Origin of the sequence: Rhodococcus sp. ARC_M6 (assembly GCF_022810305.1) — a bacterium.
In the GTDB taxonomy this organism is placed as follows: Bacteria; Actinomycetota; Actinomycetes; order Mycobacteriales; family Mycobacteriaceae; genus Rhodococcus_F.
In genome coordinates this window covers 388,004-414,103 of the sequence record NZ_JALGQH010000001.1, presented here as the reverse complement: position 1 = coordinate 414,103, position 26,100 = coordinate 388,004, and the positions used below count along the sequence as shown (strand labels likewise).

General features: G+C 61.2%; 26 protein-coding genes. 9 read left to right on the top strand and 17 right to left on the bottom strand.

The annotated features are described in order from the left end of the window. Window positions 1-173 precede the first annotated feature (173 nt). A complete protein-coding gene (locus MTX36_RS01825; protein ID WP_243618046.1) occupies window positions 174-962 on the top strand; it encodes an IclR family transcriptional regulator in 789 nt (262 codons plus the stop codon). Between the two features lie 40 nt (window positions 963-1,002). On the opposite strand, the gene MTX36_RS01820 is transcribed toward MTX36_RS01825, so the two are convergent. Next, window positions 1,003-1,689: a PadR family transcriptional regulator gene (locus tag MTX36_RS01820; RefSeq protein ID WP_243618045.1), complete on the bottom strand. Its 687-nt coding sequence runs from the start codon at window positions 1,687-1,689 to the stop codon at window positions 1,003-1,005. A gap of 225 nt (window positions 1,690-1,914) precedes the next feature. Between MTX36_RS01820 and MTX36_RS01815 the strand changes: the two genes are divergently transcribed. The 3 genes from MTX36_RS01815 to MTX36_RS01805 all read left to right on the top strand — a co-directional run bounded on the left by MTX36_RS01815 (window position 1,915) and on the right by MTX36_RS01805 (window position 3,165). Beyond that, a complete protein-coding gene (locus MTX36_RS01815) occupies window positions 1,915-2,415 on the top strand; it encodes a flavin reductase family protein (RefSeq protein WP_094271528.1) in 501 nt (166 codons plus the stop codon). 118 nt (window positions 2,416-2,533) lie between these two features. After that, complete coding sequence (locus tag MTX36_RS01810) at window positions 2,534-2,920, top strand: nuclear transport factor 2 family protein (RefSeq protein ID WP_169636438.1); 387 nt, start codon at window positions 2,534-2,536, stop codon at window positions 2,918-2,920. Beyond that, entirely contained in the window at window positions 2,920-3,165 is a 246-nt protein-coding gene (locus MTX36_RS01805) for a hypothetical protein (protein WP_243618044.1), read from the top strand. Before MTX36_RS01810 ends, MTX36_RS01805 begins: the two co-directional genes overlap by 1 nt. A gap of 123 nt (window positions 3,166-3,288) precedes the next feature. Here MTX36_RS01805 and MTX36_RS01800 read toward each other — a convergent pair whose 3' ends face one another. The 4 genes from MTX36_RS01800 to MTX36_RS01785 all read right to left on the bottom strand — a co-directional run bounded on the left by MTX36_RS01800 (window position 3,289) and on the right by MTX36_RS01785 (window position 8,016). Beyond that, window positions 3,289-4,656, bottom strand: a complete 1,368-nt coding sequence (locus MTX36_RS01800; RefSeq protein ID WP_243618043.1) for an HNH endonuclease signature motif containing protein — start codon at window positions 4,654-4,656, stop codon at window positions 3,289-3,291. A 111-nt stretch (window positions 4,657-4,767) separates the two neighbouring features. Continuing rightward, window positions 4,768-5,592: a mycofactocin-coupled SDR family oxidoreductase gene (locus MTX36_RS01795; protein WP_243618042.1), complete on the bottom strand. Its 825-nt coding sequence runs from the start codon at window positions 5,590-5,592 to the stop codon at window positions 4,768-4,770. Between the two features lie 4 nt (window positions 5,593-5,596). Continuing rightward, entirely contained in the window at window positions 5,597-6,394 is a 798-nt protein-coding gene (locus tag MTX36_RS01790) for a mycofactocin-coupled SDR family oxidoreductase (RefSeq protein WP_243618041.1), read from the bottom strand. After that, window positions 6,391-8,016, bottom strand: a complete 1,626-nt coding sequence (locus tag MTX36_RS01785) for an NAD(P)/FAD-dependent oxidoreductase (protein WP_243618040.1) — start codon at window positions 8,014-8,016, stop codon at window positions 6,391-6,393. Before MTX36_RS01785 ends, MTX36_RS01790 begins: the two co-directional genes overlap by 4 nt. Before the next feature lie 215 nt (window positions 8,017-8,231). On the opposite strand from MTX36_RS01785, the gene MTX36_RS01780 reads away from it, so the two are divergent. After that, window positions 8,232-8,615: a hypothetical protein gene (locus MTX36_RS01780; RefSeq protein ID WP_243618039.1), complete on the top strand. Its 384-nt coding sequence runs from the start codon at window positions 8,232-8,234 to the stop codon at window positions 8,613-8,615. A gap of 7 nt (window positions 8,616-8,622) precedes the next feature. On the opposite strand, the gene MTX36_RS01775 is transcribed toward MTX36_RS01780, so the two are convergent. Beyond that, window positions 8,623-9,282, bottom strand: a complete 660-nt coding sequence (locus MTX36_RS01775; protein WP_243618038.1) for a response regulator transcription factor — start codon at window positions 9,280-9,282, stop codon at window positions 8,623-8,625. Between the two features lie 53 nt (window positions 9,283-9,335). On the opposite strand from MTX36_RS01775, the gene MTX36_RS01770 reads away from it, so the two are divergent. Further along, window positions 9,336-9,797 carry a hypothetical protein gene (locus MTX36_RS01770; protein ID WP_243618037.1) on the top strand — a complete coding sequence of 154 codons (462 nt, stop codon included), beginning with the start codon at window positions 9,336-9,338 and terminating at the stop codon, window positions 9,795-9,797. Window positions 9,798-9,879: 82 nt separating this feature from the next. Here the strand turns inward: MTX36_RS01770 and MTX36_RS01765 are convergent, their stop codons facing one another. From MTX36_RS01765 to MTX36_RS01750, 4 genes are read right to left on the bottom strand one after another with little or no spacing between them, the layout of a single operon-like run. Continuing rightward, the gene (locus MTX36_RS01765) at window positions 9,880-10,599 is read right to left on the bottom strand and encodes an ABC transporter ATP-binding protein (RefSeq protein WP_094274466.1); all 720 of its coding nucleotides are present in this window, start codon (window positions 10,597-10,599) and stop codon (window positions 9,880-9,882) included. Then, on the bottom strand, window positions 10,599-12,443 hold the full coding sequence (locus tag MTX36_RS01760; protein ID WP_243618036.1) for an ATP-binding cassette domain-containing protein: 1,845 nt from the start codon (window positions 12,441-12,443) through the stop codon (window positions 10,599-10,601). The genes MTX36_RS01765 and MTX36_RS01760 overlap by 1 nt, the downstream gene beginning before the upstream one ends. Window position 12,444: 1 nt before the next feature. Then, entirely contained in the window at window positions 12,445-13,302 is an 858-nt protein-coding gene (locus MTX36_RS01755) for a branched-chain amino acid ABC transporter permease (RefSeq protein WP_094274468.1), read from the bottom strand. Beyond that, window positions 13,299-14,513 (bottom strand): ABC transporter substrate-binding protein, encoded by a 1,215-nt coding sequence (locus MTX36_RS01750; RefSeq protein WP_243618035.1) that lies wholly within the window; start codon window positions 14,511-14,513, stop codon window positions 13,299-13,301. Before MTX36_RS01750 ends, MTX36_RS01755 begins: the two co-directional genes overlap by 4 nt. A 398-nt stretch (window positions 14,514-14,911) precedes the next feature. Between MTX36_RS01750 and MTX36_RS01745 the strand changes: the two genes are divergently transcribed. Continuing rightward, window positions 14,912-15,100 (top strand): hypothetical protein, encoded by a 189-nt coding sequence (locus MTX36_RS01745; protein ID WP_243618034.1) that lies wholly within the window; start codon window positions 14,912-14,914, stop codon window positions 15,098-15,100. A gap of 82 nt (window positions 15,101-15,182) precedes the next feature. On the opposite strand, the gene MTX36_RS01740 is transcribed toward MTX36_RS01745, so the two are convergent. Genes MTX36_RS01740 through dnaK form a run of 4 tightly spaced genes read right to left on the bottom strand, consistent with a single transcriptional unit; the run spans window position 15,183 to window position 19,237 of the window. Continuing rightward, complete coding sequence (locus MTX36_RS01740; RefSeq protein ID WP_243618033.1) at window positions 15,183-15,590, bottom strand: heat shock protein transcriptional repressor HspR; 408 nt, start codon at window positions 15,588-15,590, stop codon at window positions 15,183-15,185. Further along, window positions 15,590-16,756: a molecular chaperone DnaJ gene (gene dnaJ, locus MTX36_RS01735; RefSeq protein ID WP_243618032.1), complete on the bottom strand. Its 1,167-nt coding sequence runs from the start codon at window positions 16,754-16,756 to the stop codon at window positions 15,590-15,592. The genes MTX36_RS01740 and dnaJ overlap by 1 nt, the downstream gene beginning before the upstream one ends. 22 nt (window positions 16,757-16,778) lie before the next feature. After that, entirely contained in the window at window positions 16,779-17,387 is a 609-nt protein-coding gene (gene grpE / locus MTX36_RS01730) for a nucleotide exchange factor GrpE (protein WP_243618031.1), read from the bottom strand. Then, window positions 17,384-19,237 carry a molecular chaperone DnaK gene (gene dnaK / locus MTX36_RS01725; protein ID WP_243618030.1) on the bottom strand — a complete coding sequence of 618 codons (1,854 nt, stop codon included), beginning with the start codon at window positions 19,235-19,237 and terminating at the stop codon, window positions 17,384-17,386. Before dnaK ends, grpE begins: the two co-directional genes overlap by 4 nt. A gap of 115 nt (window positions 19,238-19,352) precedes the next feature. Here dnaK and MTX36_RS01720 point away from each other — a divergent pair, with 115 nt between their 5' ends. Further along, window positions 19,353-20,060, top strand: coding sequence for a hypothetical protein (locus MTX36_RS01720; protein ID WP_243618029.1), 708 nt, complete (start codon window positions 19,353-19,355; stop codon window positions 20,058-20,060). Beyond that, the gene (locus MTX36_RS01715) at window positions 20,057-21,061 is read left to right on the top strand and encodes a TIGR03617 family F420-dependent LLM class oxidoreductase (protein WP_243618028.1); all 1,005 of its coding nucleotides are present in this window, start codon (window positions 20,057-20,059) and stop codon (window positions 21,059-21,061) included. Before MTX36_RS01720 ends, MTX36_RS01715 begins: the two co-directional genes overlap by 4 nt. Before the next feature lies 1 nt (window position 21,062). On the opposite strand, the gene MTX36_RS01710 is transcribed toward MTX36_RS01715, so the two are convergent. The 3 genes from MTX36_RS01710 to MTX36_RS01700 all read right to left on the bottom strand — a co-directional run bounded on the left by MTX36_RS01710 (window position 21,063) and on the right by MTX36_RS01700 (window position 26,100). Further along, window positions 21,063-22,646: an MFS transporter gene (locus tag MTX36_RS01710; RefSeq protein WP_243618027.1), complete on the bottom strand. Its 1,584-nt coding sequence runs from the start codon at window positions 22,644-22,646 to the stop codon at window positions 21,063-21,065. Between the two features lie 104 nt (window positions 22,647-22,750). After that, entirely contained in the window at window positions 22,751-24,244 is a 1,494-nt protein-coding gene (locus MTX36_RS01705; protein ID WP_243618026.1) for a dynamin family protein, read from the bottom strand. After that, window positions 24,241-26,100 carry a dynamin family protein gene (locus MTX36_RS01700; RefSeq protein ID WP_243618025.1) on the bottom strand — a complete coding sequence of 620 codons (1,860 nt, stop codon included), beginning with the start codon at window positions 26,098-26,100 and terminating at the stop codon, window positions 24,241-24,243. Before MTX36_RS01700 ends, MTX36_RS01705 begins: the two co-directional genes overlap by 4 nt.

Here is a 26,100-nt window from a genome sequence, read left to right as displayed (position 1 = left end):
GCAGTACAGAAAGGGCTTGCGCGAGAAATTCGCGCAAGCCCTTTCTGTGTTCGGCAGCCATCACATCTGAGGATTTTCGGTGATTCACTTCACAAACTGCGAACTCTATGACACTATTCCTAATTGAAATAGCCAGTTCGCTGGATTTCAATTCATGAGAAGTGAGGCACACGATGACGATGACGATGACACTGCAGTCCGTGGACGCGCCGGAGTGCGACTCTGCGCCAACGGCCGTTCTCGATCGCGTCTCGGTCGTCCTCGACGCCTTCGAGGGACCGGGCAGGTTGACCCTCGCCCAGATTGTTCGACGCACCGGACTACCTCGATCTTCTGCGCATCGCCTACTGGAGCGCCTTGTGTCGATGCGCTGGCTACGACGCGAAGGCCGCGACTACGAACTCGGGATGCGCTTGGTCGAACTGGGATCACTCGCGGTTCACCAGGATCGTCTCCACAGTGCCGCCATGCCCCTCCTCCACGAGCTGTATCGCGTCACAGGATTTGTCGTTCATCTCGGCATCCTCGACGGGTCCGATGTGGTGTATCTCGAGAAGATCGGTGGACGCCTCGGTGCCGCAGTCCCGACCCGCGTCGGCGAACGCCGTCCCGCAGCTCTGACCGCACTCGGGCAGGCATTGCTGGCATTCGAGTCCCCGCATCCCACACCCCAGAGCCACCGCGCCCGGATCCGCGATGCCGGCGTTGCCTTCGAAAGCGGAAGCGGGCTTGCCGGATTCAGCTGCCTGGCAGTGCCAATAGGCCCCGTCGGCCGCGCCGTCGCAGCCGTCTCGATCTGCGGCCCGTCGAAAGCTCTCCGCAATGATCACATCAGCGCCGCCCCGGTCCGCATGGCTGCCGCTGCCATCTGGCGTGCAATCGACGGCGGGGCCCTCACTGTCACACCGACTTTGCAGCGTCGTCAGATGCTGCGCAACCTGCCCACGGCAGCCGGAGCGTGAAATAACCAGCTACCGTGAGAAATTGGATGCCGTGGCGGTTTCAGATATCGCTACTGTTCTGAGCGAGTGCGCGAACGTGGGCCTCGACGTTCTTCCAGCGGCCAGGCGAGATCGGCAACGGCGACCCGAACTGGTCGTGATCGGCAACTTTCGCGAACTCCGCCGACGCATTGTCGATTTCGTCGAATAGTTCACGGGCAAGCTCGATTTCAGCACGGAAGTATCGCACCGACCACCTCAACGTCATGCGCGGAAACGACCACGCCGGTTCGTTGTCCGCGTGATCGGCGTGAAGTTCGGCCCGCCGGAGCTGCACTTCGACGTTGGCGATGTGAGCAGCGACAAGCGCCTTGAGCCGTTCCGGGTCATTGAGGTGCCCCATCCACAGACGCAGCATGACTCCGTGCTTGAGCACGGGAACCTCGACGGGCGCATCTCGCGACCACGTTCGAAGTGCGTCGGTTCCAGGTTCGGTGATCGCATAGAGGCGTCGTCCCCGCACACCGGGTTCGGATACGACTCGCGATTCCACGAAGCCGATGGCCTCGAGTTTCTTGAGCTCGGCATACACCTGGCTGATCGATGGACTCCAGTAGAAGAAGCCGACGCTCCAGTCGGCCCATTTCTTCAGGTCGTTTCCTGTCAGCTCTTCTCCGAACGCGAGCATCCCGAGGACCGCCCAGCTGGTTGCCGGTAGTCCTCTGGACACATCTTCGGGTTCGGACATGAGAGGAAGTCTAACAATCACCGCGCATTTGCCGAGGTCACTGGTACGAAAGTGCCCACTGAGCGGGAGCTTCGAACGGGAACAACAGGTATAAAGCCCCGAGCGCACCCGATCGGCGAGTAGACGTTCATCACTGCCAGTGAGTGGGACTGTCGCTGGATTACAACGATTACGCCCCACATCGTAGTGATCAACCGTTTGTAGAGCTTTGATCGAGGAGACAACATGTCCGTAGAAAATGCCGCACCCCCGGCGCTGGACGGGCGCACGATGCGCGACGTGATGAGCAACTTCTGCACCGGCGTCACGGTTATCACCGCCCATGACGGTCAGTCCCCGCTCGGGTTCACGTGCCAGTCCCTGGTCTCCGTTTCACTTGATCCCCCGCTGCTGTCCTTCTGCCCGGCCAAGACGTCGACGAGTTGGCCAAAGCTCCGCGAAGCCGGAACCATCTGCATCAACGTTCTCGCCCACGATCAGCAGGACATGTGCGCAGCTTTCGCTCGCGGCGGCAGTGACAAGTTCAGCGGCATCGAGTGGGAAGCCGGCATCAACGGTGCACCGGCACTGGCCGGCGCGCTTGCTCGCATCGAGGCCACCATCGAAAACGAGCACGATGCCGGCGATCACACCATCGTCGTCGCGCGCGTCACCGATCTCACCGTCATTCGACACGACGGACCGCTGCTCTTCTACCGTGGCGGATTCGGTCGCTTCGACGCGTAGTCCTCGCTTGTCCCGCTGCGTGGGAGATCAGGGCAATCGATCAGGTCGGTAGCGATAGCGTGCGGTGAAGTCGGTGCGAAACCGACTTCACCGGTACACAACTGATCGGATTACGTCGATGACCACTCTCGAACCTGACACCACCGCTGCGATCACCGCGACCGTGACCGCGTACCTCGACGCCGTTTCCCGCGGAGTGACTGCGGACATCGCTGCGCTGTATGCCGAGAACGGAACTCTCGAGGATCCGGTGGGTAGCGAACCTCGCAGCGGCAAGGCAGCCATCACCGAGTTCTACGGCGCACTCGAAGGCCGGACCCAGGAGATCGAACTGCTGACCCTGCGTGTCAGCGGTTCCAGCGCAGCCTTCCATTTCCGCGTTGTCACCCCCGTGGGTGACAAGATCTACGAAATCGCTCCGATCGACGTGATGACGTTCGACGAGGACGCGAAGATCACCAGCATGCGTGCATTCTGGGCGCCGTCCGACATGATCTCACGCTGATGCGCCAGGTCAGTTGCCGCAATTGCGGAAATCGGGTGCTTGTCGAGAAGTACAGCAATGAGCACACGAGTGTGCAGTGGCTCGAGGATTCCGCGCAGGTCTGCCCGGAACTCGCCCGCGCATCGGATCAACCCTTCACACAGCGGTCGTGCTCGGCGTTGCGTGACACCATCAACGATCTTGCCGACGCCGGAGCTGTCGAGATGAGTGAGCGCAGCTACCCGGTGCCCGGCATATTGTCCTGAACTACGTATCGGCCTGAACTACGCACCTGCAGCCACACGTCAAGCTTCGCGGCGGAGTATCCCCGACGCGAAGCTTGACACTGTCTGCAGTTTGATAAGAATTCGGTTCTGCCGCAACACAATTTATGTGCGCAGTACCGGACCCGGACGCAGGTTTGATCGCCGCGGCCGCTGCACCGGATCAATCCCCGCCGCCGGAATGAACCACGGCTTCCGATCCGACCCCATCTTGATTTCCCACTGCCCCGCAAAACCGGCCTTACGGTGGATCAGGGTGTGGTGCGCTCGGCAGAGCAGGGTGAGGTTGTCCATCACCGTCAATCCGCCCTGCGACCACGGCCGAATATGGTGCGCATCGCACCACGCCGGCACCGCATCACACGACGGGAACGCACATCCCTTGTCGCGGGCGATCAACGCCGTCCGCTGCGCCGCCGACACCAACCGTTTCAGTGGACTCACATCGAGCGGGGCACCGTTCTCATCCAGCAGCACCGTCGAAAGCATGCAATCACACGCCAACATCCGGGTGCGGGTGATACTCAGCGGACCCATCCACGGCATATGCCCGACATCGAGATCGTCGAGGTCGTCGAAGCTCCACACCGGTATACCTTCGACGTCAGTCTCGTCATCGGGAGAAGCCGAGCGAGAAGTTGCAGTACTGGCGCAGTCCCGATGCTCCGCAAGATCTTTCGCAGCCACATGCACATTCACATGCGGACGCTGACCACCGTCCACCCCGGTCGCCGCATTGTCGAGATACCGACGAATCAACTCCGTCAACGCATCCGCCGTCCGCTTGGCCGCCGACCGCGCATCCGGAGTCCCATCCGCGGCAGGGGTCGGCATCGACAACCCCGACAACGCCGACAACAGCATTTCGCCGGTCAACGCATCGAAATCACCTTTGATCACCACCCGACCGTTCAACGTCGGCGCGATGCGCAACTCATTCCGGTCGTCGTCCTCCCCGGCCGGGATGTCCTCGGATTCGAAGATCCGCTCGAGCACGGCGATGGCGTACCGCAGTTTCGTGGTGGTCGCCTCCACCCCGGAGGCTGCCGCGAGCAGAGTTTTCAGGCAATGCGGTAAGGCGCGGTCCGGCATCCCTTTCGGTGGGGACTCGCAGAACGCGGCGATCAGCGCGGCATGGTCGACGGTGAGGTCACCGGCATCGAACTGCGCCGCAATGGCGGGGAATGCTCGCAGGGCCACCCCGAGGGCGGCGATCCGGTTTCCGGCCGCATTCTGCAGCATCGTGTTCGCGGCCAGCCAGCGGCCGACACCACGGTAACACAGCACTTGTTCGTCCGGATGAAGGGCTAACGCGTCGACCGCGGCAACCCGGATCGCTTCCAGCCGTAGGATTTCCGCGGACACACTGATGGCGACTTCCCGCACGTCGCACGGACGTAGTTGCCACAGCATGCCGCGCACATTAATTGCAGAACCAGCCACAACATCGGCAACTACGGTATCGACACTCATCGGATCCCCCCATCCTTGCCCCCAATTGTACTCGAACATCCATTCGAGTCAAGGGCAATTTTGGGCCGTCAGTTCATCATGTCGCCACTCGAGGGTTGCACCCTCAGATGCTCAACGAGACGAACTCCCCGCGTCTACGGGCAAGGCGACGGACGTGATGTAGCGGGCCTCGTCGGACGAGAGGAAAAGCGTCGCGTTGGCGACATCCACAGGTTCGATCCAGGGAATGGGCAGCATGTTCATGGTCATCGCGGCAGCGGCAAACTCTTCCCGCGTCGGGTTTTCGAGGTCTGGGCGGAACTTACCTCGTACCATCTGGTTCTGAATCATCGGTGTGTCTACATTCGTGGGATGCACGGTGTTTACTCGAACGTTGTACGGCGCCAGTTCTTTTGCCAGTGAACGCATCAGACCCACGACGCCGTGTTTGGCGGCGGTGTAGTGCGCAACTCCGACGAGTCCGCGTAGTCCGGCAATGGAACTGGTCAACGTCATAGCTCCGCCGCCGCGTTCGATCAAGTGAGGCGCCGCAACAGAACACGTGTGCCAAACGCCAGTCAGGTTGACGTCGAGCATGGTCTGCCACATTGATTCCGACATCGTCATGGATGCGTCGGATGAAGTGATTCCAGCGGTGGCACAGACGATATCGAGACCACCGAGTGAACTCACCGCTGAATCAACGGCACTACGAAGCGCTTCCAGATCGCGGACGTCCACGACGGCCGTTTCGATTCGGCGCCCTTGTGCCCGAACCAGGGATGCGGTCTCGGTCAGGTCGTCGAAAGTAGACGGCGGTGTCACCGTCGTCTCGACGGCGCCGCAGACATCCACGGCGATGATGTCCGCGCCCTCCTCGGCGAATCGCACAGCCTGGGCCCGTCCGATTCCCCGAGCGGCACCGGTAACCAGCGCGATCTTTCCTTCCAGTCTCATCAGTTCACACCTTCTGGGTCAGGCCGGCGTCGATCACCAATTGGCAACCGGTCATGTATCGGGATTCGGATGATGCGAGGAACAGGACGGCATTGCTCACATCCACTGGATCCACCCACGGGATCGGAAGGAGGTTCCGTGAACTGAGCACTGCGGCCGCATCGGCTTCAGTGGGGTTCTCGATGCCCGGGCACAGGTTCGCGAAGACCTTCTCGTTGATAATCATCGGAGTCCGCACCGATCCGGGATGTACCGAGTTAACGCGAATATTCTGCGCCCCCAATTCATTGGCCAAGGTCCGCGACAAGCCGACCACAGCATGCTTCGCGGCACTGTAATGTCCCGCTCCCGCAATACCTTTGATTCCGGCAGTAGAACTCACGAGAATCACCGATCCGCCATCGCGGAAATGTGGAACACATGCCTTGACCGTGTGCCAGGCTCCGGTGAGGTTGACGTCGAGCGAACGATTCCAGATCGCCGGATCAATCGTCCAGGCGGGCCCGGGTGTGTCGTAGACGCCGGCATTGGCGACGACGACGTCGAGTCCGCCGACCGCCTTCACACAGTCCGCCACCACCGCGGCGAGAGTATCGAAATCCCTGATGTCCGCGCTGCCGGTAACCGCGACGACGCCGAGTTCCCGGACACCCTGCGCAGTCTCCTCGAGCGCATCGGCAGCTTCGGCCACGTCGAGTGCAATCACCGACGCGCCCTCCTGAGCCAACCTGATGCAGTGCGCACGGCCCATTCCGCCGGCCGCGCCCGTCACCAGGACGCGCTGACCGTCGAGTCGCCTCATGCTCGAACCGCGCTGGTTGTCTCGAATCCTCGATATCCGGCCGACGCTACGTCCGCACAAATATCGCTGTAAACGCCGAATCCGCCGATGAAGGGCATAAAGATCCTGGGTTTTCCGGGAATGTTGGCGCCCATATACCAAGAGTTGGCCGAGGGAAACAGAGTTGCCGACGCTCGGCGCGAGCATTCTTCGAGCCAACCTTCGACAGCCTCGGCGCTGGGTTCGATAGTGGTCAGTTCGTTCGCGTCGAGGTAGGCAATGGCGTCCGCAATCCAATCCACGTGTTGTTCCGCCGCCAGAATCATGTTCGACAGAACGCTGGGACTTCCCGGCCCAGTCACGATGAAGAGATTCGGGAAACCGTTGATCCCCAACCCGAGATAGGTTCTCGGACCGGCATTCCAGTTCTCCCGCAAGGATTCTGAGCCGCGTCCGCGAATATCGATGCGATCGAGCGCGCCGGTCATTGCGTCGAACCCCGTGGCGAATACCAGAGCGTCAAGCTCGTAATGGGCATCTGCGGTTCGGATTCCGGTGGCGTCGATCTCCTCGATCGGCGCCTTCTTCAGGTTCACCAGGCTGACGTTGTCTCGGTTGTAGCTTTGGTAGTAGTTCGTGTCCGTGACGATGCGCTTGGTGCCGATGGGGTGGTCGTTCGGGATCAGGAGATCAGCGACGGACTGATCCTCCACCACCGAACGGATCTTCGCCTCGGCGAACTGACGTGCCGTTTCGTTGGCTTCAAGACGGCTGGTCTGGTCGGCAAACGTCTTCGCGAAGAGCACTCCGCCGAGCTTCCACCGTTCCTCGTAGGCCGCAGTCCTCTCGGCTTCCGCTACCTCCAATGCACTTCGGGGGTCGGAGATGAACGGTGAACCGCCGCCGCTGCGTTTGCTGAGCGCGCGACGCTCGGCGTAGCCCGCCTTGATCTCGACGCGCCGGGCGTCGTCGAGCGGCGTGTTTCGGGCGGGCACACTGTAATTCGCTGATCGCTGGAAGACAAAGAGTTGCTCGGCCTGCTCGGCTATCAGTGGTACCGACTGAATTCCCGAAGATCCGGTTCCGATAACGCCCACTCGCTTTCCGGTGAAGTCGACGCCCTCGTGCGGCCAGAAGCCGGTATGAAAGACTTCGCCGGCAAAGGATTCCCGGCCCTCGATGTTCGGCATGTTCGCCGTCGACAGACTGCCCGTGGCGCACACCACGAATCGCGCGGAGACGTCCAGGCCGCTGTCGGTTCGTACGCGCCAGCGCGCCGACTCCTCGTCGAAATGTGCACTCTCTACCCGAGTATCGAAAGTGAAGCCGCTCCGCAGATCGAATCGCTCCGCTACGTGATCGAGGTAGGCAAGAATCTCCGGTTGCGCGGCGTACTTCTCACTCCAGTCCCAATGCTGTTGAAGCTCTTCGGAAAAGGAGTAGGAGTAGTCGAAACTCTCGACGTCGCAACGGGCGCCCGGATAACGATTGAAGTACCAGGTTCCGCCGACGCCGGATCCCGCTTCGAAGCCGTGGACGCTCAACCCCTGGGCACGGAGTCGGTGCATCGCATACAAACCGGCTACCCCGGCGCCGATGACTACGACGTCGAGTGGTGCGGTGGAGAAATCAGGATCGGTCATGGTTGCCACGCTACGATTCTGCGCACAGCATCCGGAACAGACCCTCCCGCTGGATGGACAATATCTGCCGTGTCCCCCGATCGGGGGACAACCCTCTCATCCCACACTCGGTCCGGTCAGCGGACAGACCTCCGGGCAAATAACGACCATAGTTGTGTCATCACCGAAAACGCCGGTCACCGAGACCGACACAACCGAGATATTTGGGAGCAAACATGATGAGCACCAACATACTTCGAAACAACACAGCCACTTCAGACACCACCACAGCGGTCACCACCGTCCTGATCTCGAACTCGAGCGGTGGGGCACTGTATCTGGTCAAGGAATCCAACCCGAACGGGCGTTGGATCGTACCGCCTGCCGATTACATTCTGCCGAACATGAACGTCCACGTCGTAGCCACCAGTACCGGACACTGCGAGTTCCCGATCGTTCTGACCTACCGAGCACAAGACGGCGCCGAGTTTGTCTTCGCTTCCGCCAACTCACGTGAGGATGCCGGCACACTCGGCACTTCCGCATCGCTGCCACACCGTGTCTCCACCACCATGACGTCGGGGTATCCGAGCCTGAACGTGGCCTACGTGCTCGCCTGACTCCCGATCACTCCAGCAGGCCCTGCCGCATCGCGGCAGCGACGGCAGCGCCGCGATCGTTGACTCCGAGTTTCTCGTAGAGGCGCTGCACGTGGGTTTTGACAGTGGACGGCGCGAGGAACAACTGCCCTGCAATTGCCGGGATGCTGGCACCCTGGGCGATCAACCCCAGCACCTCGCGTTCTCTGGCACTGAGCGTCGGCCCCGAAGGTTCGCTTCGCCGACGCACCTCCCCCACTAAACTCGCAGCCACACTGGGCGGCAAGACATCTCGACCCGCAGCGCAATCGAGTACCGCGCTCACAATCTCCGCCCGAGTAGATTCCTTGGGCAGAAACCCGCAAGCCCCCGCCTGCAATGCTTGATAGACAACCGACGCCTCGTCGTGAGCACTCAGTAGCAACACGCGGGTCGGGAGTTCGTCCCGAGTCACGGCCGCAGCAACCTGAGTTCCGTCGAGAATCGGCATTCGGAAATCAAGTAGCGCTACCTGAGGCTTCAGTTCCCGGATCAATGCCAGCGACGCCGCACCGTCGTCGGCCTCACCGACGACGTCGATGCTCTCGCTCCCGGAGAGGGCCCGGACAACGCCCTCACGAAACAGCGGGTGGTCGTCACCGACCACCACCGAAACCTTGCAGGCTTGCAGTTTTGAGCCTTCTCGCATTGCTCACTTTCCCACAAACAACGTCTTTTCCGACACCCTCAGGAGCAACCGTCATGCGTACCAACTCCACTCGCATTGCAGCAATCACCGCAATCGCCTTCGCAGTCGGCGGTTCCGCACTCGGAACCGCAACCATTGCCAACGCCGGCACCATGCCCACCGACGGCCCCACCGCCGCCATGACGATCACCAATAACACCGACAATCCCATGCTCCTGGACAGCGCATCCAACCCCTACGGCGAGTGGATCAACGGCCCCCGTTCGTACCTCGCGCCGCACACCACCGAAATTGTGACCGCGTACAGCAGCGATCCTCGGGGCATCGGCGTCGACGTCACCTACAACGTGGCCAACGGAGTACAAACCGTCATGGCTGCCAACAACTACGCCGGCCGCCCAACCCTCGACGGAACCCGCATCATCGGCGACCCCACCCACGTCATCCTCACGAACTACCTGTCCACCGGTTATCCGACGATGAACGCGTCGTACGACGTCTTCACTGCCAACTGAAACTTGCATCGCTACGGCCCACGGCCCGACATCCGATTGGATGCCGGGCCGTGGAAGTTGCAGCGCGCCTGGTAGAAACGGGTCAGACTCGGCCGAAGTACGCGTCCTTGAGCACTGCGAGATCGTCGATATCTTTGGCGTCGGCGTCCAGAACCACCTTGCCGATGTCGAGAACCGTCACGTGATCGGCGACGCTCATCGCTGCCTCGACGGCCTGTTCCACCAGCAGAACAGCGAGCCCCGTCTCCTTGAGTTGCTGCACACGATCCATCACCTCGCCGACGATCACGGGAGCCAGACCGCCCGAAGGCTCGTCCAACAGGAGGAGTCGTGGCTGCGCCATCAGGGCTGCACCGATCGCCAGCATCTGCTGCTGGCCACCGGACATGGAACCGGCCGGCAGAGCGCGCTTCTCCCCCAGGATCGGGAACATCTCGTACATGGACTCCACCGACTCCATGAGTTCCGCGCGTTTGACCTTGCGGGTGTACCCACCGAGCAGGAGATTCTGTTCGACGGTCTGCTTGTGGAAGACCCGCTTCCCTTCCTGGACATACGCCATTCCCTGACGCACCCGCTTATGTGGCGGTATGCCGGTGATGTCAGCTCCGTCCATCTCGACGGTTCCAGACGCCACCTTGTTGAGCCCGGACAGTGCACGCAAGGTACTGGTCTTACCGGCGCCGTTGCGGCCGAGCAGTGCGGTGACCTGCCCCGGATATACGTCGAAGGACACGTCCCAGACGACCCGGAGATCACCGTATCCGGTTTGCAGATTCCGGACCTTGAGAATCGGTTCCATCACTTCACCTCACTGATCTCTGCCACACCGATATCGCCGAGGAGAATATCCTCGTCGCCGGCCTTCACGCCGAGATACTCACTCAGAACGCGGGGATGACGCTCGATCGTCGCAGCATCACCGGTGGCAATGACCTGACCTTGAGCCAGAACCACAATCTCGTCCGCCAAAGAGAGAACAAGCCGGAAGTTGTGCTCTACCAACACCACTGTTGCGCCGGCGTCACGGAGAACTCTGATGAGATCGGCAAGACGTTCGAGTTCGTCCTCGTCCAGTCCCGATGCCACCTCGTCGAAGAGGACCACTCGGGGTTCGGCGACGATCGCTCGCGCAACTTCGAGCATACGACGCATACCCAGGGGCAGAGACGTCGCAATTTCGTTGCGCAGGTGCGACATTCCGACCAGTTCGAGAACTCGCTCGGCCTCGACGATGTCTGCCTTCGCTACCTTGCGGAAGCTGGGCAGCCGTAGAACAGCCGAGGCCATCGATGCCCGGTGGACCGAATATCGGCCTGATGCAACAGCTTCCAGAACCGTGATGTTCTCGGGAATCGTCGGAGTCTGGAAGGTACGCGCCACACCCACTCGCGCCACCTTGTGCGGAGACGATTGCGACACAACGGTGTCACCGATCCGGATGACTCCGGTATCGGCGGTATAGAACCCGCAGATCATGTTGAGCATCGTTGTCTTGCCCGAACCGTTGGGTCCGATCAGCGCGGTAACCTTGCCGGCTTCCGCCGTCAGAGTTGCCGCGTTCAGAGCCTGGTTTCCGCCGAATGCCTTGGACACATTGTCCACGACGAGGGTCGCACCCTTGATCGGCGCGAGTTCTGGTGTGGACCCTCCCTTTTCCTTCGCGATGACAACACCGAGCCCCGCTTTACGATCAAGCTTGGCCACTAACGTTCGACCGACCTTGGTCAAACCGCCCGAGAGTAGAACGCCACCCACGATGAGGAAACCGCCGTAGAAGATCAGCGAATACTCCTGAAACGCCGTCGACTGATTGGGTCCGAGCTGCATAATCGCAGCACCGACCACCGCGCCGTAGACACTCGCAGCACCGCCCAGGATCGAAGCAGCCAGAACTGCTGTGGCAAAGGTGAACCCGAAGGCTTCCGGCGAGATGAAGAGGTCGGTGTTTGCGAACAACGCACCCGCGAGACCGGCCGGGAACGCACCGATCGCGTACCCCAACAGCTTCATCCGGAACACCGAAACACCCTGCGACGACGCCAGAACCGGCGACTGCTTGAGCGTGCGGAACGCGATTCCGTGGCGCGACACCACCAGGTTCCGCATAACGACGAACCAGAGGATGGTCACGACGACAACAACGATGTAGTACTGCGCAGTGTCGAGTTCGGATCCGAACAGCGTCGGCGGTTCCATTCCGGTCAGGCCGTTACGCCCACCGGTCTTGCCGCCGAAAATTGCCAGCACGTCCGGCACGAGCAGCACCAGGAAGAACGACGTCATTGCCAATGACCAGTTGCCCAGTCGCAGACCGGGAACGCCGGTGAGGATGCCGACTGCCAGTGCCACCGCACCCGAAGCAGCAAGCTGCAACACGATATCGGTGTGACCGGCCTGCGACATCAAGCCCGCCGTGTAGGCGCCGGCTGCGTACATCGCAGCCTGGCCGAGTGCCAGTTCGCCGGCAAATCCGAGGCTGAGGTTCAGGCCGCTGACGACCAGCGCCAGGATGCAGGCCAACTGAATCTGACGGGACGTGGACAGGTCGAGTCCGAGAGTCGGCAGCAACATGATCACCACACCGAGTACCAGCGGGATGATCCAACTCGGAAGGGAACGGAAGTTCCGCCACAGTGTCACCATGTCACACCACCCGTTCTCGTACGTTGCCGAACAGTCCGGCAGGTTTGACCATCAGAACGATGATCAGGACCGTGAATACGGCAATGTTGCTGTACTGACTTCCGAGGTAAAGCGCGGTGAACGACTCGACGAGACCGACCGTGAGTCCGCCGATCAAAGCACCGGGGAGAGAACCGAATCCGCCGATCGCCAAGGCAACGAAACCCTTGAGCGCCAATGCGGCACCCAGCGTTGCGACGGCAAATGTCTTGGGCCCCACAAAGAGTCCTAGAACACCGGCCAGAGCACCGGAGAACGCGAAGGCACCCAACGCGAGTCGACGGACATTGACACCACGGAGCATCGCCGCTTCGCGATCCTCGGAAATACCGATCAATGCCAAGCCGGTCATGGTCTTCTTCGATACGTAGCTCAAACCGATGACCAGCGCGATCGCGGTAACCAGCAGGGCTATCTCGACCGGGTATGCACGTCCACCGAGCAGCGTGATCGGATCGTTCGACCCGAAGAACGGAACGGTCAGTGGCTCACTGCCCCAGATCAACTGAGTTGCACCGTTGAGGAGCGTCGCCACGCCCATTGTGGTGACCAACTGATTTTGATGATCGGCCACCGGCCTGATGGCAACGATCTCCTCGATCGAGGCCAGCAGCATCACCGTGACGGTTGCCATCACCGCCACCACGAGAACCGGCAGTTTCAGGGTGACCAAACCGGTGTAGGCAACAAACGTGCCCACCATCATCAGCTGAGCTTGAGCGAAGTTGAAGGTGTTGGAAGAAACGAAAACTATGTTGTACCCGATGGCGACCAGCACGTAGACCGCGCCGAGTGCCAGACCGGACCACAGAATGGTCATGAGGCGGCCGGGTTTCCGAACTGGCCGTTGAGGATCTTCGTCGGGCTGATGAACTTCAGCTCACTGGTGTTCGGGTTCGGGCCATGGCTGTCCGCGGTGAAGTTGTAACGCGAGAGGAATGCGGTCTTCGCGTTCTCCTGAACCTCGGGGGTCTCGAGCGCTTCGGCCAACTTCTTCGGATCTGTTGAGCTACCGACCTTTTCGGCAGCCGCCGCAACCAAGGGGAAGGCGTCGTAGTTGTCCGCGAGAATCAGCGTCGACGGGATCGAACCCAGCGAGGCCATCGTGTTCACCATCGTGTTGACGAGGTCGTTGTTCGGATCGAAAACGGTGCTCGTGAATACCTGCGTCACAAGGTTTTTGACCTGCGGCGTGCCGAGAACACCGGCCGGCGGTTCATTGGCGATCAGGTTGGTCGCAGATACCGAGGTGTTTCCGATCAGCGGCACGTCCCAGCCGAGACGTTCGAGACTCTGGAGCACGTACCCGAGAGGCGCACCATAGGCGTCCAGGGCAATAGCGTTGGCGCCCGAGTTCTTGAGCGCCTGCAACTGTGCCGTCATATCCAGTGCGGCGGCGTCGTACTCCTCGTTTCCGGCTGCCTTGACACCGACCTTTTCGAGTTCCTTGGTCATCTGGGCACCGAACAGCTCACCGTACGCCGTGCTGCCGTGCAGAACTCCGACGTTGCTGTAGCCCTTGGACTTTGCGTATTCGGAAATGCCGCGTGCAGTATCCGTCGCCCCGGGCGCCAAGTCGAAGTTGAGCGGGAACTTAGCCGGATCAGTCGAATCCGGAGCGGGTGACAAGCTCATCGACAAGATGTTGTTCTGCTTGAGAATCGGCAGAACAGCAGCAGCGATGGAGGACGGACCCGAGTTGAGGTAGAGATCAGGCTTCTTGCCGGAGTTGATGGCTTCGCGCAACTTGGTGACGGCGATAGTCGCGTCGCCCGCATCCTCGACCGTTGTCAGTTCGATCTGACGTCCACCGATACCACCGGCCGCGTTCTGCACCTGGACACCGGCTTTGGTTGCAAGCGACGCCGTCTGCGAGTTTGCAGCGAGGGCGCCCTGCGCGCTGAGACCACCGGTAAGCAGCACTCGATAGGGCGAGTCCGCTCCGGCTTCGGAGTCGGTACTGCCGCTACAACCGGTGAGGGCCAGAGCCGTGACTGCTACTGCTGCAAGCAGAATGGGCCGACGATTCATGTCAGTACTCCTAGAACACACGTATACACCGAACGTCAGGCAAATACCTGACGCGAGAATGGTTGACCGGTAGAGATACCGGATTTTTGTATCGACAAACCAAGCAAGCGCTCGAAGATCAATCAAGCGGTTGCTAGGTTTGGAGCATATTGTGTGATCTGGCTAACGTCAAACGGGCAACCGGCAGGCGCTAAACAGGACGATAAGTACAAATCAGGAGTGCCGAAATATCGCCGTCCACTACATGGAACATGTGCCGCAAAAGCGCACTACCGCCCCAATTTTCGGTGAAGATACTCGTAGCGCAACGCATTCATCACGGCATCGCGTAACAGCCGGCAATCCGATTGCGACAAACCAGCCAGTCCGTCTTCTTCGATGTGAAAAGAGAGCGCCCAATGGGTTCGATCGACATGATTTCAAAGCTCATTGCCGGAATTGGCAATGTTGTCAGCGTTTACGTGGAGTTTCTGCAGACGGGTAGCGATACTCCCGTCCTGGAGACGTCGTTCGGATCGTTTACCGCGATACCGGCACTGATTGCCAGCGGATCGCTCGCCTTCATCAACGGCATCTCCCACGGCTAGAACGCCTGGCATACAAAGACGGTCCGGTGCCCTTTCGAATCACAAGATTCGAAAGGGCACCGGACCGTTGTACGTTGAAGCGTTACCGCTGATTGCGAGGCTTCCACACCACCAGCGCATTGTTGCGTGGGATCGGGACGAGTTCACGGCGATAGCCGGCATGAACCTTGGCTATCTCTTCTGCCAGTTCTCGTACTCGATGCTGAAGTGCCTCAACCTGATTCGTCAGTTCGATGATCCGCTTGATACCGGCGAGATTGACGCCCTCGTCCTGAGAAAGTCGCTGCACCTCACGGAGAAGTGCAACATCTCGCGGCGAGTAACGGCGTCCGCCACCGGTAGTGCGATGCGGCGTCACCAAACCGAGGCGGTCGTAGTTGCGCAGAGTCTGCGCATGCATGCCCGCCAGTTCGGCTGCCACCGAAATCACGAAAATCTGAGCGTCAGGATCGAGCGATACGTCTCGTTGATTCTTCGGGCGTTCGGTCATCACACACCGGCCCACCCGGCCCGTGGATCAAATCCGCTCGCCTTCTCTGCTTCGAGATAAGTCTCGAGCGCTTCGATCGCGGCATCGTCAAGCTTCTGCGGAACCGACACCTTCACCGTGACCAGTAGATCGCCGGCGCCCTCGGGCCGCTTCGGAATACCCCGTCCCCGTACTCGCAGGACGCGTCCGTCGACCGTTCCGGCCGGAATCTTGACTCCGACACGGCCTTCCAAGGTCGGCACCGAGAGAGTAGTACCGAGAACCAGTTCGCCGTAGCTCACCGGAACCGTCACAGTCAGGTCGTCGCCGTTACGGCCGAATACCGAGTCGGGACGTACCCGGATGTTGACAAAGAGGTCGCCGGCCGGGGCGCCGCGGAGTCCCGCTTCACCCTTGCCCTTGAGCCTGATCTTCGACCCGTCGCTGACACCGGCCGGGACACGCACCGTGATGGTACGAGTGCGGTTGGTGACACCACTGCCATGGCAGTCGTCGCACGGCGAGTCGATGATCGACCCGGTACCCCGACAGTCGTCGCACGGCTCACTGAATCCGAAAGCGCCCTGGTTGCGGTTGATGACACCGGTTCCGTTGCAGTGCGGGCATACTCGCGGACTGGTGCCCGGCTTTGCGCCGCTACCGTGGCAGGTTATGCATGATGCGGGGCTGGTAATCCTCAGTGGAACCGTTTCGCCGAGTGCCGCTTCGCGGAACCCGAGGGTGGTTTCGGTTTCGAGGTCCTTGCCCCGGCGTGGACGGTTCGGCGAAGCGGTTCGCTGACCGCCACGATTGAACAGTCCGCCGAAGATGTCGCCGAGACCCGAATCCTGCCCACCTGCGCCGCCGCCGAACAGGTCACTGACGTCGAAGCCGCCGCCGCCGGAGTTGAATCCACCGCCGCCTTGCCCACGGGGGCCGAAACCACCACTGGCAAAGAGCCTTCGAGCTTCGTCGTATTCCTTGCGCTTCTCCGGATCCGACAGAATGGTGTTCGCTTCACTGACTGCCTTGAAGCGCTCTTCGGCCTTCGGATCGTCAGGGTTGGCGTCGGGATGCAGATCCCGGGCCAGCTTGCGATATGCCTTCTTGATCTCGTCGGCCGAAGCGGTGGACGAGACGCCCAGCTCCTTGTAGAAGTCCTTCTCGATCCACTCCCGTTGACTCACTGGGCGTCTCCTCCTCTCGCTGTTACTTTGATTCTTCTTCTGCGCCTGCGGCACTGCCGTCGGCGGGCTGCTCGCCCACTCGATCTGCAACGCCTACCATCGCGTGGCGCAGGACGCGGTCACCGAACTTGTAGCCCTTACGCATGACCACACTCAAGACCGGGTCCGATCCTTCACCTTCATGTTGCACGGCTTCGTGCAATTCCGGATCAAAAGCGTCACCCTCGACACCGAACACGGTCAAACCCAGACCGGTGAGGGTGTCGTTGAGCTTGTCTGCGACGGCCCGCAACGGTCCCTCGACGAGGTCTCCGTGTGAGCGAGCGCGATCCAGATCGTCGAGGATCGGGACGAGCGCACCCACGACGGATGCCTTCGCGGTCTCGATGTTGGCCTGCTTGTCGCGGTCGACGCGACGACGGTAGTTGGTGTACTCCGCCTGCAGCCGCTGCAGATCAGCAGTGCGCTCAGCCAATTGATCAGCAGCAGAAGCTTCTTCCACTATGACCTCCGCTTCCTGCACTACCCCTGTGTCTTCCGAGTCGAGCGGCGGCCGGCCTTCGCCGGCCACCTCTCCCTGTGCACCGGTCTCGGGGTCGACCGGGTTGTTCTCGGTGTTGTCCGAAGTCACTTCTTGTCCGAGTCTGTGGGCTCGTCCACGACCTCGGCGTCGACGACATCGTCGTCATTGCCTGCGCCGTCAGCGTTTCCGGCCTCGTTGGCAGCGGAAGACTCGTAGATTGCCTGGCCCAGAGCCTGTGACTCGGTGCCCAGCTTCTCCACAGCAGTCTTCACTGCCGAGATGTCGGCGCCGGCCAGGGCGTCGTTGACGTCCTTGATCGCTGCCTCGACCTTGGTCAGGATCTCCTCGGAGACCTTGCCTGCGTTTTCGCCGTCACGCTGTTCCTTGACGAACTTCTCCGTCTGGTGAACGAGCGACTCGGCCTGGTTGCGGACCTCTGCCTCTTCGCGACGGGCCTTGTCTTCCTCGGCGTGAACCTCGGCGTCCTTGACCATGCGCTCGATGTCTTCCTTGGACAGACCGGAGCCGTCCTGGATCTTGATCGTGTTTTCCTTGCCGGTGCCCTTGTCCTTCGCGGTCACATGCACGATGCCGTTGGCATCGATATCGAACGTGACCTCGATCTGCGGGACGCCACGCGGTGCCGGCGGCAGATCGGTGAGCTCGAAGGAGCCGAGAAGCTTGTTGTGCGAAGCGATCTCGCGCTCACCCTGGAACACCTGAATCTGCACCGAAGGCTGGTTGTCGTCAGCCGTGGTGAAGGTTTCGCTGCGCTTGGTCGGGATGGTGGTGTTGCGCTCGATGAGCTTGGTCATCACGCCGCCCTTGGTCTCGATACCGAGCGAGAGCGGTGTGACGTCGAGGAGCAGAACGTCCTTGACCTCACCCTTGAGCACGCCGGCCTGCAGTGCGGCGCCAACGGCCACAACCTCGTCCGGGTTGACGCCCTTGTTGGGCTCACGGCCACCGGTCATCTCACGAACCAGGTCGGAGACTGCCGGCATACGAGTGGAGCCACCGACGAGCACGACGTGGTCGATGTCCTTGACTGCGATGCCGCTGTCCTTGACCACTGCCTGGAACGGTGCGCGGGTGCGATCCAGCAGATCAGAGGTGATCTTCTGGAACTCGCTGCGCGTGAGCTGCTCATCGAGGAAGAGCGGGTTCTTGTCCGCGTCGACCGTGATGTACGGGAGGTTGATGGAGGTGCTCTGCGAGCTGGAGAGCTCGATCTTCGCCTTCTCCGCAGCCTCACGCAGACGCTGGAGCGCCATCTTGTCCTTGGTCAGATCGATGCCGTTCTGAGCCTTGAACTTGTCGACGAGCCAGGAAACGATGCGCTCGTCCCAGTCGTCGCCACCGAGGTGGTTGTCACCGGACGTTGCACGGACCTCGACGACGCCGTCGCCGATTTCCAGCAGGGAGACGTCGAAGGTGCCGCCGCCGAGGTCGAAGACCAGAATGGTCTGCTCGGTGTCACCCTTGTCCAGGCCGTAGGCCAGTGCAGCCGCGGTGGGCTCGTTGACGATACGGAGGACGTTGAGGCCGGCGATCTGGCCGGCTTCCTTGGTGGCCTGACGCTGTGCGTCTTCGAAGTATGCGGGGACGGTGATCACGGCATCCGTGATTTCCTCGCCGAGGTAAGCCTCTGCGTCACGCTTGAGCTTCATGAGCGTGCGAGCGCTGATTTCCTGCGGCGTGTACTTCTTGCCGTCGATTTCCACGTTCCAGTCAGTACCGATATGGCGCTTGACGGAGCGGAGGGTGCGATCGACGTTGGTGACCGCCTGGTTCTTCGCAGGCTGACCGACGAGGACCTCGCCGTTCTTTGCGAATGCGACAACAGACGGCGTGGTGCGTGAGCCTTCAGAGTTGGCGACCACTACGGGCTCGCCACCCTCCAGCACCGAAACTACCGAGTTGGTTGTACCGAGGTCGATACCTACTGCACGAGCCATAGTGTTCTACCTTTCGTTCTGCGGCCGCCCGGTTCGAGTGCTTGACCTCGAACCTGACCGCGAGTCTTTTCGCTTGGTGAGCGTCCTCCGCTCAAGTTTGCCTCCGACCGAGGCCGTGAGTCAACTTGAAGTTGAGCCGAGGGCGCTCAAGCTTGTCGAAATGGTCAACTACAGCCCACGTAAATTTGTTCCCACCTTCCCCGAAAAGCCGGAAAAGTGTGCCACATCACTCGAAAGCGCTCCGGATCGCTACGATCGGCCGGTGACCGATCCCGACATATCGCTGACCCCTCCGTCTCGCCCCGCGCCACCGCGGCCCGAGGTTGTGATCCGCCCCTTGCACACCGCTCCGAGCGATCAGACGCCGAGGGCAGTGCTCGTATCGGCGGCGGCCTGGACAGGTTCGTTTGTTGTGCTCGCCGGAATTGCCGGAGTCATCGTCTCGAGCCTGACCGACGTCCGCGCAACCCTCGAGGCTTCGACGGCCCAAGACAACCCGGGATACTCACCCACCGACATCGCCGACGCCGTCACCGTCGTGCTTGCCGGTAGCGGCGGCGGCGCACTCGTCCTGGCGCTACTAGCCCTCCTGAGCCTGCAACTCCTGCGCGCCCGAAAAAATGCCGGACGCGTCCTGACGGCAATCGTCGGCGTCGTCAGTATCGCGGCCGGACTCGGCTTCATGTCCTTGACGTCCGCCGCCGACGGCATCGGCGGCGGCGTATTGAAATGGGCACCCCTTCTCTACTGCGCCCTCGTTGCCGTCGCAGCAATTGCCCCCTTCGCCCCCAGCGTCAGCACCTGGCTGCGCGTGCGCCGATGAAGGTTCACGTTCAACTCGACTCCTCGCCCGGGGCCGGCGCGGCCCGCAGCCTCGAACTCGCCGAAACCGGCGCCGCCGGCCTGTTCACCTTCGAGGGCCAGCACGACGTGTTCTTCCCCCTCGTCGAAGCAGCCTCGTCGGTGGACCTCGATCTGATGACCAACGTCGCCATCGCATTTCCGCGCAGTCCCATGCACTTGGCCAATTCCGCAAACGATCTCCAGCTTCTCAGCCGTGGCCGATTCCGCCTCGGGCTCGGCTCACAGATCAAGCCGCACATCGAAAAGCGTTACAGCGCAACGTGGTCACGGCCCGCTGCACGAATGAAGGAAACAGTCTCCGCGATCAAGGCAATCCTTGATGCGTGGGAGAACACCACACCGTTGAACTTTCGCGGCGAGTTCTTCACCCACACGTTGATGCCGCCGACCTTCGATCCCGGCCCCAATCCCTACGGTCCACCACCGATTCTGATGGGCGCTCTCGGACCGATCATGACGCGCACCGCGGCGGAAGTAGCCGACGGACTACTGGTCATGCCATTCCACACCGAGCGACATTTCCTCGAACGAACACTCCCCGCCGTTGATGCGGGATTACGCGAATCCGGTCGGGCACGAAACGAATTCGCCATCATTCCGCAGATTATCGTCGGGGTTGGCCGTAGCGCCGACCAGCTCGACGCGGCAGCACGCGGTGTCCGGAGCCTGCTCTCCTTCTACGGTTCGACCCCCGCCTATCGGCCGGTACTCGACATCGAAGGCTGGGGTGATGTTCAAATCGAACTCAATGCACTCTCCAAACGAGGCGGCTACGCCGAAATGACTTCTCTCATAACGGATCCCATGCTGGCGACACTCGCCGTTGTCGGAACTCCCGAAGAGTGCGCTACCGAGATTCGTCGCAGGTTCGGCGAGCATGCCGACGAGGTATGTTGCTATTTCCCGGGTTACACTCAGGACCCGGCGGACGTGGCGGCGATGATCGCAGCTCTCGAGTGATTCAGGATTTCTTCTCCAGAAGGTCCGAGTCGGCAGCGTACTCCGCCATGAGTTCACGTTCCCTCTCTCGATGGGGATAGAAGAACGTCACCACCACAGCGCCGGCGCACACCACGATGATTGCGGCGATGTATGCCTTCGTATCACCGTCCAGGAAAGCATGTTTCGCGGCCGACATGATCTGCTCGGAATATTGCGGATATCGTTCCGCGAGAACTTCCGCGCTGGAGAACGACTTGGTCAGAGCCGACTGCGTCTCGGGGGTGATCTGCGAGGCGTCGGGGGACGACGCTATCGATGCTCCCAGCGATTTCGCGTAACCGGCGGTGAGGATTCCGCCGAGAATCGACTGCATGATCGCCCCACCCAGATCACGTTGAAGGTCAGAGGTTCCCGACGCCATACCGGCCCGGGAAACCGGAACTGATCCGGTGAGTGAACGCGATGCCGGGGTACCCGCCAGACCGACACCGATGCCGACCAGGGCATAGGCCAGCGCCACCTGCCAGTACTGTGTGCTCTCGTTCCACATGGTCAGCGCCACAACGAGTCCGAGAACAACGAACAGGTAGCCGGACAGCAGTGTTGCTCGCGCGCCATGTCTTTCGATCATCGTTGCCGACCGAGGCGCAACAATGACCATCGCGATGGCAGCGGGGATGATGGCTGCACCGGCAGCGAGCGTCGAGTAGCCGAGTACGTTCTGCAGGAACTGCTGACCGATGAACATCGCGCCCATCAGCGAACCGAAGACGACCAACCCGCCCACGGCTGCGACCCAGAACGTCGGGCGAGCAGCCACTGGTAGATCGAACAGTGGATTGACGGCTCGTTTCTGTTGCAGGAAGAACCCGATACCGGCGACCAGCGCAATGGCTCCCAAAACCAGTGCCAGAGTGCCGGAACCCTTGACCGGCGCGAAGTTGATAGACAAAATCAGTGCCCCGATGAAAACGATGGACACTATGCCACCGAGGTGATCGACAGGATCCGTCGTCTCGTTGACGTGCGCGGGCACCAACACCAGCGCGCAGACCAAAGCAAGAAGCGCCAACGGGAGCGTCACGAAGAAGACCGAACCCCAGTGAGATTTCTCGAGCAGAGCCCCCGACACGATCGGGCCCAATGCCGAAATCGCGCCACCGATCGCGGACCATAAGGCAATCGCTTTGGTCCGAGCCGGGCCTGCCCACAAGGCCGTGATTATCGCCAGCGTCGTCGGAAATGCGAGACCAGCAGAAATACCGCCCACGATTCGGGCTGCGAACAACACCTCGAAGCTGCCGGAGAATCCAGCGACCAGTGATGCCGGTATCGACAGCGCCATACCGGCGACCAGCAGCATCTTGCGCCCGTACCGGTCGCCGACAGCTCCGAGATAGAGCACCGTGCCGGCCAGACCCAGGGAATAGCCGACGGCAATCAAGTTCAGTTGCGTCTGACTCGCGTCGAATGCTCGTCCGATGTCGGGAAGTGCCACATTGGCGACCGAGAGGTTGAGGTTGGCTACCGCCGCAACCAGGATGAGTGTGCCCAGAACATACGTCGCTCGCTCCGGTGACTTCGACTTGATGTCATTCGCCATGCGGGTTCTCCCCTCGAGGCTGAATCCGAACCGGGGCGTTCTGTCCGGATCATTCCGGTCTCAACATAGAGCCGTCGGCAAGGTCGCGCAGGCTGAACGGCGATCTATTCGGCCACGATTTCAGCCAAAATCCCCTCGGCACTACGCGCCGCAACCAGACAAGCGCGGGCAGTGAAGCGATCGAAGAGCGGGTGCGTCGACAATTCACGCCAATGGCGCGCTGCACTGACGGCTTTCGCTCGCTGGTCCTCGACGCATCCATTCGGTTCGGAACCCAGGCGATCGTTCGCCCTGATTCCGTAGCCGCCGATCAGTCGCTGCAACTGCGCCAACTCTTCCGAGGGCAAGTCGGTATGCACAGAACGAAGCCGTCCCAGCAGTCGCAATTCGTGGAAACCGTGGACGTCGGCAAGCAAGCCCTGCGCCGCTTCCACAACCGAATCCGAACCCGCGACCGAATCCGAACCCGCGAGTGGATTGCTCTCGAGGATTCGCACCAGCGTCACCAAGGCCGTGTGTGCCTTGAGTTGATCGGCCCGTTGCCCGAACTGGACGTCGATCACCTGACGCAACTCCTCGAGCCCACTACGTTCGAGCAACTCTGCTGCCAAAGTCGGAGAGTCCTTGGCGCCCAACTTAATCGACGTCACCGCGAGCCGAATGCCGAACAGACCGAATCGATCTGCAAGTTGCGCCCGCATCGCGGCGTCGACGGGTAGCGGACTGTCCGCCTTGGCAAAGCGATCCGCGGACAGGAGCGCGAGACCGAGATCGTCGGCAGGGACCTCGGCAAGCGCAGAGAGTGCCGCGAACTCGCTCTGCCTCATTGTCCGCGCCGCCAGCGCCAGCAATCCCGCCACGGGCACAACCGACTGACACAATCCGGTGCGTTCGAGTTCCTCGGCGAACCGGGCAGCAACATCCTTGGCGGACGTCAATGCGTCCATCCGTCCGGCGCCCACCTCGTCGGCGCGAGACAGCACGCCGACCACTCCGAGCGGTCCGGATTCGCCCCCGACATGATCGGCGATCCGCCCGAGGAACTGCATGTCGCTCGCATTCAACGCCCGCAACAGATAAACGACGGCATCTGCGCCGGGTGCACCGCCTTCGGGTACAAGCATGTTCCAGGTTCGAGCCGACACCTCGGTCGACAACGACGACGTTCCCGGAGTGTCGATGATCGTCGTACGAACCAGGGCCGACGACGGCCAGTCGACATCGATGCGATCGACGGAGTCAGCCGTGCGTTCCCCCAGATCGAAGGTGAGTCTGCCTTCGCGCCGTGTCACCGGGACGTTGAAAGTGTCACCGTCTTCGGCCGTCGCCGTCACCTGTGGCGTGGTGCCGTTGCGATACCACGTGACAACACGAGTACATTCCGTCGCATCTGTGGGTGCGATATCTTGCCCGACAAGTGAATTGAGAAGAGTCGACTTGCCGGCCTTCAAAGAACCTGCCAATGCCACTCGCAGAGGCTCGTCAAGTCTGGCCGCACACACTTCCAGTTGACTGCGTGTCTGAGGTTGGTCCGCGTACAGTTCTCGGGCCTGCGAGATCAGAGTATGCACAGACTCCGCAGCAGTGAGTGCGTTCATGCTTCGACCGCCACGTTCTGTTTACCCGCATCTGTCAATGTTGCGGCAAGCGAATCTAATTCGGCTACGACGCGCATGTCTGTCTCCAATTGCCTGATTCGCGTGGCATGTTGACTCGATTCCAATTGGGTCGCTTCCTGCGTTGCCCGAAGCGATTCGTTGATCGATCGCAGTGCCTGCTCAGCGATATCGGTGAAGTGATCTCGCAGAAGTCGCTGCACCAATCGCAATCTGTCTTTCGATTCCTTGCCGACCTGAAAGCTGACGTCGTCGGCGAACCGGCGAATCGCATTTTTGGCCTCGGCCCGACGCTTGACCACCTGTGCCTGCTTGTCCTCACGATAAGCCTTGGTGCCCAACAGGACCCCAGCGCCGATCGAGATCGGATTGACCAGCGCCATGCCCATCATCGTGGTGATCAGACCGAACATCAGCACGCCGCCGTACGAGCCGCGCATGCCCACCAGCACCTTCTGCGTGATGCCGATGCGGCCCGACTCGAGATCGGACAACGCACCGACGGGCTCCAGAAATTCGTCCGTGTCGGCAACATCGAGGTGCGGGAGCGCCACTTCACCGGTATCGGCAAAGTGTTGCGCCACAACCTCTGCCAACCAGAGGGCCCGATCGTGAGCCCACACGAAGTTGTCCCCGATCGCAGTGGCGATCTCCTGTTCGAGCCACTCGCCCACCACGTCCCAGTCCTTGCCCGGGTCGCCCTCGTCCACCGTCTCTTCCGCCTGCCGTGTAACTCGGCGCAGACGATCCCGAAGATCGTGGTCGATATCTGCCGCAAGGTCGGCAATACCGTCGCCGAGGCTCTGCTGCCACAGTGACGTCTTTTTGTGGAGTTCCTCGGCTGCTGCCCTCGCTCGGTGAAGTCCGGCCACTGCTGCAGCGGCGGTAGCCGGATCCTTCAGTGCCGCAAGCTCACTGCCCATTTCCAATGACAGGTGCGCTGCAGCGGATCTCACATCCATTGCGACGGCGCGGCGGGTATTCGTTTCTGCCCGAGCAACCACGTTGTCGCGCAAGAACTTATAGAGATCCATGAATCCGGATTCTGCCTCCAGTTCCTTGTCCCCCAAGCGCAATGCGTGAGAGCGGAGAACCGACGAGATCGGGATGAGGGGCAGGTCGAGGCCCGCTCGCTGCAGGTGTCCGCGATCGGCGTCGAGAATCCGACGCCAATGCGGGTACAGGTCCGTCTTGCTGATCAAACCCGCAACAGCCGGGCACAGGTTCATCACCTGACGGATGAATCCCACTTCGGGCTCGGTGAACTCCTGGCTCGAATCCGAGAGAATCAGTACCGCGTCGGCGGCCGTGATCAGACCCAATGTTCCTGCAGCATGAGGATTTCCGTGACCACCCACACCGGGGGTGTCGATAAGGACCAGTCCATCCGCCAACAGCGGGCTGGGAACGCCGACCTCCACGCGAAGAACCTCGCGCCCTTCAGCTCTCACGGTGGCCGGCGTGATTCCCATCAGTTCGTCCAGTGGCAGCGGCACACGAATAGGCGCACCGCCGGGGTCGGCGAGGATCAGTTCGGCGCCCGCCGTTTCCGCGTACTGGACGACGGTGGCCACAGCAGTAGTCTCGTCGTCACCCACCGAGCACACGTCGATGCCGAGCAATGAATTGACGAACTGGCTCTTGCCCTGTTTGAGGGGGCCGACGACCACGATGCGAATACGCGGATCACTGACTCGCACTTGCGCATTCTCGAGTCGTCGCACTAGATCGGAGCGTCCGAAATCCTTTGCGACTGCCACTGTTCGATCGAGCAATGTCGCCGTCGCCGAAACGCCGCGCGCTTTCCGAATGCTTACCTGACCCGCTGAAGTACCCAT

What these genes read in the sequence shown, in the direction of transcription:
- MTX36_RS01825 (WP_243618046.1), top strand. Translation starts at nt 174, where the DNA reads ATGACGATGACGATGACACTGCAGTCCGTGGACGCGCCGGAGTGCGAC.
- MTX36_RS01820 (WP_243618045.1), bottom strand. Translation starts at nt 1,689, where the DNA reads ATGTCCGAACCCGAAGATGTGTCCAGAGGACTACCGGCAACCAGCTGG.
- MTX36_RS01815 (WP_094271528.1), top strand. Translation starts at nt 1,915, where the DNA reads ATGTCCGTAGAAAATGCCGCACCCCCGGCGCTGGACGGGCGCACGATG.
- MTX36_RS01810 (WP_169636438.1), top strand. Translation starts at nt 2,534, where the DNA reads ATGACCACTCTCGAACCTGACACCACCGCTGCGATCACCGCGACCGTG.
- MTX36_RS01805 (WP_243618044.1), top strand. Translation starts at nt 2,920, where the DNA reads ATGCGCCAGGTCAGTTGCCGCAATTGCGGAAATCGGGTGCTTGTCGAG.
- MTX36_RS01800 (WP_243618043.1), bottom strand. Translation starts at nt 4,656, where the DNA reads ATGAGTGTCGATACCGTAGTTGCCGATGTTGTGGCTGGTTCTGCAATT.
- MTX36_RS01795 (WP_243618042.1), bottom strand. Translation starts at nt 5,592, where the DNA reads ATGAGACTGGAAGGAAAGATCGCGCTGGTTACCGGTGCCGCTCGGGGA.
- MTX36_RS01790 (WP_243618041.1), bottom strand. Translation starts at nt 6,394, where the DNA reads ATGAGGCGACTCGACGGTCAGCGCGTCCTGGTGACGGGCGCGGCCGGC.
- MTX36_RS01785 (WP_243618040.1), bottom strand. Translation starts at nt 8,016, where the DNA reads ATGACCGATCCTGATTTCTCCACCGCACCACTCGACGTCGTAGTCATC.
- MTX36_RS01780 (WP_243618039.1), top strand. Translation starts at nt 8,232, where the DNA reads ATGATGAGCACCAACATACTTCGAAACAACACAGCCACTTCAGACACC.
- MTX36_RS01775 (WP_243618038.1), bottom strand. Translation starts at nt 9,282, where the DNA reads ATGCGAGAAGGCTCAAAACTGCAAGCCTGCAAGGTTTCGGTGGTGGTC.
- MTX36_RS01770 (WP_243618037.1), top strand. Translation starts at nt 9,336, where the DNA reads ATGCGTACCAACTCCACTCGCATTGCAGCAATCACCGCAATCGCCTTC.
- MTX36_RS01765 (WP_094274466.1), bottom strand. Translation starts at nt 10,599, where the DNA reads ATGGAACCGATTCTCAAGGTCCGGAATCTGCAAACCGGATACGGTGAT.
- MTX36_RS01760 (WP_243618036.1), bottom strand. Translation starts at nt 12,443, where the DNA reads ATGGTGACACTGTGGCGGAACTTCCGTTCCCTTCCGAGTTGGATCATC.
- MTX36_RS01755 (WP_094274468.1), bottom strand. Translation starts at nt 13,302, where the DNA reads ATGACCATTCTGTGGTCCGGTCTGGCACTCGGCGCGGTCTACGTGCTG.
- MTX36_RS01750 (WP_243618035.1), bottom strand. Translation starts at nt 14,513, where the DNA reads ATGAATCGTCGGCCCATTCTGCTTGCAGCAGTAGCAGTCACGGCTCTG.
- MTX36_RS01745 (WP_243618034.1), top strand. Translation starts at nt 14,912, where the DNA reads ATGGGTTCGATCGACATGATTTCAAAGCTCATTGCCGGAATTGGCAAT.
- MTX36_RS01740 (WP_243618033.1), bottom strand. Translation starts at nt 15,590, where the DNA reads ATGACCGAACGCCCGAAGAATCAACGAGACGTATCGCTCGATCCTGAC.
- dnaK (WP_243618030.1), bottom strand. Translation starts at nt 19,237, where the DNA reads ATGGCTCGTGCAGTAGGTATCGACCTCGGTACAACCAACTCGGTAGTT.
- MTX36_RS01715 (WP_243618028.1), top strand. Translation starts at nt 20,057, where the DNA reads ATGAAGGTTCACGTTCAACTCGACTCCTCGCCCGGGGCCGGCGCGGCC.
- MTX36_RS01710 (WP_243618027.1), bottom strand. Translation starts at nt 22,646, where the DNA reads ATGGCGAATGACATCAAGTCGAAGTCACCGGAGCGAGCGACGTATGTT.
- MTX36_RS01705 (WP_243618026.1), bottom strand. Translation starts at nt 24,244, where the DNA reads ATGAACGCACTCACTGCTGCGGAGTCTGTGCATACTCTGATCTCGCAG.
- MTX36_RS01700 (WP_243618025.1), bottom strand. Translation starts at nt 26,100, where the DNA reads ATGGGTACTTCAGCGGGTCAGGTAAGCATTCGGAAAGCGCGCGGCGTT.